Source organism: Kitasatospora sp. NPDC093558 (assembly GCF_040683475.1).
In the GTDB taxonomy this organism is placed as follows: Bacteria; Actinomycetota; Actinomycetes; order Streptomycetales; family Streptomycetaceae; genus Kitasatospora.
In genome coordinates this window covers 1-5,177 of sequence record NZ_JBFBDY010000451.1, presented here as the reverse complement: position 1 = coordinate 5,177, position 5,177 = coordinate 1, and the positions used below count along the sequence as shown (strand labels likewise).

The 5,177-nt window shown below is 71.6% G+C and carries 4 protein-coding genes; 1 reads left to right on the top strand and 3 read right to left on the bottom strand.

Annotated elements, in window-relative coordinates:
• Positions 1 to 179 precede the first annotated feature (179 nt).
• Positions 180 to 1,094: an alkaline phosphatase family protein gene (locus AB0O00_RS28785; protein WP_363656640.1), complete on the bottom strand. Its 915-nt coding sequence runs from the start codon at positions 1,092 to 1,094 to the stop codon at positions 180 to 182.
• Positions 1,095 to 1,175: 81 nt separating this feature from the next.
• Entirely contained in the window at positions 1,176 to 2,183 is a 1,008-nt protein-coding gene (locus AB0O00_RS28780) for a phospholipase D-like domain-containing protein (RefSeq protein ID WP_363656638.1), read from the bottom strand.
• A gap of 268 nt (positions 2,184 to 2,451) precedes the next feature.
• Between AB0O00_RS28780 and AB0O00_RS28775 the strand changes: the two genes are divergently transcribed.
• A complete protein-coding gene (locus tag AB0O00_RS28775; RefSeq protein ID WP_363656636.1) occupies positions 2,452 to 3,726 on the top strand; it encodes a serine hydrolase domain-containing protein in 1,275 nt (424 codons plus the stop codon).
• A 7-nt stretch (positions 3,727 to 3,733) separates the two neighbouring features.
• Here the strand turns inward: AB0O00_RS28775 and AB0O00_RS28770 are convergent.
• Positions 3,734 to 5,177 (bottom strand): tetratricopeptide repeat protein (locus AB0O00_RS28770; RefSeq protein WP_363656634.1); only part of this gene is annotated, 1,444 nt, incomplete at its 5' end.

Sequence of the window (5,177 nt, the reverse complement as noted above, 5' to 3'; positions counted from 1 at the left end):
CGTATACCCACGCACATAACTCGGCCGGCCCTCGACGGACTACGGCATCGGAACGGAATCGAAGCGCACCCGCCATGCTTACCACGCCCGGCCCGCCGCGGGCACGCCCGGGCCTGCCTGCGGGACGGGGTCCGGCGCCGCGTGGCGCCGGGCCCCGTCGTCGGGCCTGACGGGTGGCGTCAGTTCCAGATGCCGGAGATGTCGGTGCCGTTGGCCGCGTTGCCCGCGTGGGTGCTCAGGCCGGCCAGGTCCTCCAGGGTGCGCAGGACGTCGTAGTGGTTGTAGGTGGTGGCGGTGGTGCTGCCGGCCGCGACGTGGGCGCCGTAGACGACGGTGGGGATGCGGTTGCCGGCCAGCCGGTTGTCCTCGTCGAAGGTGACGAGGAGCAGGCTGTTGTGGCTCGCGGCCCAGGTGGCGTAGGCGCCGAGGTTGGTCTTGAGCCAGGTGTCGCCGGTCTTGACCGAGCAGTCGTGCATGTCGCTGCACAGGTTCGGCACGACGAACGACACCTTCGGCAGGGTGGTGTAGTCGGTCGGGAACTGGCTGAAGGTGTGCGCCGAGTCGAGCGCGACGTTGCCGAAGCCGAACCACGGGTTGTGCTTCTGCGCGTAGGTGCCGCTGCTGCACACCGTGCTGCCCTGCGCGGGCAGCGACTCGTTGTAGCTGGCCCAGGTCTTGCCGGCGGCGGTGAGCTCGGAGGCCAGGTTCGGGGCCTGCAGGCCGCCGACGTTCACGCAGCTGTCGTCGGTGATGCCCTGCGTCGAGCCGGAGAACAGCGCGTAGTAGTTCGGCTGGCTCGGGTGCGTGATCGCGTACGACTGGGTGAGCGAAGCGCCGCCCTTGGCCAGGGAGTTGATGTACGGCGCGCTGGTGCTGCCGATGACCTGGCTGTAGGCGTGGTTCTCCATCACGACCACGATGACGTGGTCGGGGGCGGGCAGGGCGGCGGCCTGCGCGGCCGGGGCGGTGGCGGCCCACAGACCGGCGGAGGCGGCGACGAGGGCGGTCGCCGAGGCGACGGCGGTGGCGGTGCGGCGGGGGCGCAGGCGGTTGCGCAGACGGGAGGGCAGGCGGGGCTTGACGAGCTCGGGCATGGCAAGTCCTCACGGCGGGTTGGGAACGCGACGCGGTGCGGGAGGTGTTGCGGCTTCGCCGGATGCGGCGGCCGAACGCGCTTAGTACGGCTGCCCGTTGGCGAAGTCGGTGGCGAAGGTCGACCCGATCGTGGTCAGCACACCGGCGTCGGTGGTGATCAGGCCGAGCTCGCGGTTGTTGTTCAGCGAGTTGTCGGAGAAGTTCTCCGAGCCGGCGAACACCTTGGCCGTCGACGTGCCGTAGTCGGCGACGATCGCCTTCGCGTGGATGTACAGGCCCGTGGTGGACGAGTACGTGACGATCCTGCCGCCGGCCGTCGTCACCTGGTCGAAGTAGCTGCCGTACGAGTCGGGGTTCATGCCGACGACCCGCACGGTGACGCCGCGGCCCGCGGCGGCGGCGATGGCGTCCACCAGGGCCGGGTCGCCGAACTCCAGCTGCTCGACGTCCAGGGAGGTCTTCGCGCCGTTGATCAGCGCGAGCAGGCGGTCCTGCGAGTCGGTGGGCGACCAGACCAGGTTGTCGCCGTCCGAGGGGGTGATCGCGGTCTGCGCGAAGTCGGCGTTGAAGACCTGCTCGATCGCGGCGACGTCCTTCGCGTCGGCGTCGAAGACGCCGTAGTCACGGCTGGACGCGTAGTACGTGGCGTCCAGGTTGCCGGTCAGGATGAGGGACTTGGCGCCGTCCACGGTGACGGTCTTCTGGTGGGTGTAGACGAACGCCGAGGAGGAGTACACCACGTCGACCTGCCCGTACAGGAGTGTGGAGTAGGCGGCGCCGTTGACCGAGGTGTGCTTGCCGTCCAGGATCACCCGCACCTTGACGCCCGCCCGCTGACGGTCGAGGAGGGCCTTGACCGCGTTGTCGTCGCGCAGCTCGTACATCGTCACGTCGACGGACTTCGTCGCCGAGTTGATGAAGTCGTAGACCAGACTGTGGTTCTGGTCCGGGAACACCACGGCCGAGTACGTGCCGGCGAGGGTGTCGGCCTGGGCGGTGCCGGCTATCGGCAGCACGCCGGTGGCGGCGAGCAGGACGGCGCAGGCGCGGCGGGCCATGCGGGACAGGGGCGTACGGGGCAGGGGCATGCGGACTCCACGTTCGGTGAGTGGGGGATGTGGGGGTGACGCACCGGCGTGCTTGAGGTGTGCCGAACAAGCATGCGACCCAACGGTTTACGCGGGTAGACCCCAGCAGGTAAAGCCTTGGCCGCCGTTCGGGAAACGGATTGTGGAGTCGATCGCGTTCACCGGCCGCTCACATTGCGGTGACGTTCCCGGACCGTGATAGTGGATCATCGAACGACGCGGCCGGACGCCGCGTCAGCCGAACGAAGAACAGAGGAACATGGCGAAGATGAGGCTCCTGCGTCCCCTGGCCGTGGCCGCCGCCGGTGTCGTCCTGACGGCGACCGGCGCCGCCCACGCGGCCGCCGACGACCAGGGCACCCCGAGCGCGGCCGCACCCGACACCGCCGCGGTGCTCGCCGCCCTGCAGACCACGATGAAGGCGGGCGCGACCGGCGCCTTCGCCGTCGTCCGCGACCACGACGACCCGTCGCTCGACCAGACGCTGACGGTCGGCAAGGCCAACCTCGACGGCACCCCGATGAAGGCCGACTGGCGCTTCCGGGTGGGCAGCAACAGCAAGATGTTCGCGTCCGTCCTCGTCATGCAGCTCGCCGAACAGGGCCTCATCGACCTCGACAAGCCGCTGCGCGACTACCTCCCGGCCGGCACCCTGCCCGACGGCTGGACCATGACGGGCCGCCAGGTCATGGAGCACCGGGCCGGCGTCTACGACCACACCAACGACCTCCTGGAGCAGCCCGGCGAGGAGACCACCGCCGCGTTCGAGGCGCGCATCCGCACCAACGTGTACGACCCGCGCGACCTCGTCGCGATGTCCGTCAAGCACGGCATCCAGTACGCGCCGGGCAGCAAGTACTCGTACTCCAACACCGACTTCGTGCTCATGGGCCTCGCCGTCGAGAACCTCACCGGCCGCCCGTACGCGGACGTGCTCCAGGAGCGCATCCTCGACCCGCTGGACCTGCGCGACACCTCCTTCGTCGTCCCCGACCCGAAGATCCGCGGCGCCCACGTCACCGGCTACCTCACCAACGACGACCGCACCAAGCCGCTGCTCGACTCCACCGAGCAGACCGCCTCCTGGCTCTGGGCCGCGGGCGGTGTCACCTCCTCCGCCCAGGACCTCGACACCTTCCTGACCGCCCTCATGGCCGGCAGCTCCGGCGGGCTCGTCTCCGACGACTCGCTCAAGCAGATGGAGGCCGCGATCGCCACCCCGAGCGCGAAGATCTCCTACGGCCTCGGGCTGCGCCGCATCTCGCTCAGCTGCGGCGACGTGTACGGGCACGGCGGGATCGTCCAGGGCTACCAGACCCAGTCGTTCACCACGCCGGACGGGCACCGGACGGTCGTCGTGTTCGCCAACGCCTCCAACAACGGCGCGGTGACGCAGGGCCTGATGGGCGCGCTGGAGCCGGCGTTCTGCGGGAAGAAGCCGGCCGCCGCCGCGCCGCGGGCCAACGTCCGCTCGGCGGTGCCGAACGGCGCCGGTGTCGCCCAGGACGACACCATCCCGGCGGTGGAGGACAGCCGGATCTGAGGTCCGCCTATGCGCCCGTGCGGCGGCGGCCCGGGCGGCCGTCCGCGCTGAGGTCCGTGAGCGCCTCGGTGAGGAGTTCGCGGGCCTCGTCGGCGCGGCCCTGCTCGATCAGGGCCGTGCCGAGCTCGGTCAGCGTCTTCGTCATGCTGTCCGGGCGGCCGATCGCCTCGAAGTGCGTCAGCGCCTGGCGGTAGGCCTTCTCGGCGGCCGGCCACTGCTTCAGGGCCGCGCGGTCGAGACCCAGTTCGTACGCCGTCATCCCCGCCAGGAAGTGCATCAGCGGCGTCTCCCAGCGCTCCACCAGCTCCAGCGCGCCCGCCAGCGCCAGCCGACGGGACTCCACCGCCTCCTCCGCGCGGCCCGCGTCGCGCAGGCAGTTGGCCGCGCCGCGCAGCGTCACCAGCCGGCCGATCCGGGCGGCCCGGTTGTCCACGGCCGCGAAGGCATCGGCGGCCCGGCGGTAGCTGTCGGTGGCCTCCTGGTGCCGGTGCAGCCTGCGCAGGCCGCTGCCGAGGTAGGTCAGGGCCCAGCCCTCCTGCTCGCGGTCTCCGGTCTCGCGGGCCAGTTCCAGGCCCTCGCCGGCCAGTTCGATGCCGCGCTGGTAGCGGTGCAGGCAGGTGACGTACGTCCAGGCCAGGTAGTTCAGGTGGACGGTCTCGGCGTGCCGGTCGCCGAGGGCCCGCGCGGAGTCGACGGACAGCTGGAAGACCTCGCCCCAGATGTCCCAGCTCAGCAGCCGGTCCGAGAACCAGTGCATCGCCTCGGCGGTGTCCACCACCTCGCGGTGCCGGCCCGCCCCGGCCGCCCGGTGCATCGCCGCCAGCCACTCGGGGTGCTCCTCCTCCAGCCAGCGCGCCGCGTCCGCGAGCGTCACGGGCGCCGTCGCCGGATCGGGATCGCCGGGCACCTCGTCGCCACCGCTGTCCGGCACGAACCGCAGGCCCGCCGCCGAGGCGCGCGCCAACAGCCTTACGGATGCGCCGAGTTCGGCGTCCCGCAGCTCGTCGGCGCTCTCGTCGGCCGCCAGCCGCTCGCCCGCGTACAGCCGGACCAGGTCGTGCAGGCGGTAGCGCTCCGGGGCGGCGAGCTGGACCAGCCCGGCGTCCGTCAGCTCCTCCAGGCAGCGCTCGGTGCGCACCGCGGACAGCCCCGCGTACATCGCGGCGACGGCCGCCGTGAAGTCCGGCCCCTTGGTCAACGCGCAGCGGCGCAGCACCAGTTGGGACTCGGCGGGCAGCCGGCGGTAGGACAGGGCGAAGGCCGGGCGGACGGCGAGGTCACCGGCCTCCAGCAGGTCCAGCCGGTTCTCCTCGGCGGCGAGCTGTCGCACCAACCGGCTCACCGGCAGCTGCTCGCGCGCGACCAGGCGCTGCCCGGCGATGCGCAGCGCGAGCGGCAAGTAGCCGCACAGGCGGGCCAGTTCGGCCACCGCGTCGGGTTCGGCGGCGATC

What these genes read in the sequence shown, in the direction of transcription:
- AB0O00_RS28785 (WP_363656640.1), bottom strand. Translation starts at nt 1,094, where the DNA reads ATGCCCGAGCTCGTCAAGCCCCGCCTGCCCTCCCGTCTGCGCAACCGC.
- AB0O00_RS28780 (WP_363656638.1), bottom strand. Translation starts at nt 2,183, where the DNA reads ATGCCCCTGCCCCGTACGCCCCTGTCCCGCATGGCCCGCCGCGCCTGC.
- AB0O00_RS28775 (WP_363656636.1), top strand. Translation starts at nt 2,452, where the DNA reads ATGAGGCTCCTGCGTCCCCTGGCCGTGGCCGCCGCCGGTGTCGTCCTG.